The following is a 370-nucleotide window of genomic DNA, read 5'->3' as shown; positions in this document are numbered from 1 at the left end:
AAGGAAGGCATCGGCGCGGCGGACCTGGCCATCACGCGCAGCGGCGACCACCTGCAGCTGCGCATCAAGGACACGGGCGAGACGATCACGCTGGAGGGCTTCTTCTACGGCAACGTGATCAACCACTCGATCAGCGTGGACCGCATCGAATTCGCCGATGGCAGCTTGCTCAGCGATGCGCAGATCGAGGCTGCCATCATGACCGGCAGCGACCACGGCGAGGCAATCTACGGCACCGAAGGGGCCAATGTCATCGAGGGGCGCGGTGGCAACGACGCACTGTACGGTGCGGGCAGTGCCGACACGCTGCTGGGTGGCTCGGGCGCGGACTACCTGCGTGGCCAGGGCGGCACCGACACGCTGGACGGCG

General features: G+C 67.0%; 1 protein-coding gene. It reads left to right on the top strand.

Features of this window, described 5'->3' with window-relative positions:
* Positions 1 to 370, top strand: a 370-nt coding sequence (locus tag ACY0MJ_RS22335) for a calcium-binding protein (RefSeq protein WP_462640758.1), incomplete at both ends; no start/stop codon positions are given.

The organism is Ramlibacter sp. bp-362, assembly GCF_054956735.1.
The sequence above is the reverse complement of the archived record's forward strand: the minus strand, read 5'-3'. Positions and strand labels throughout refer to the sequence as shown.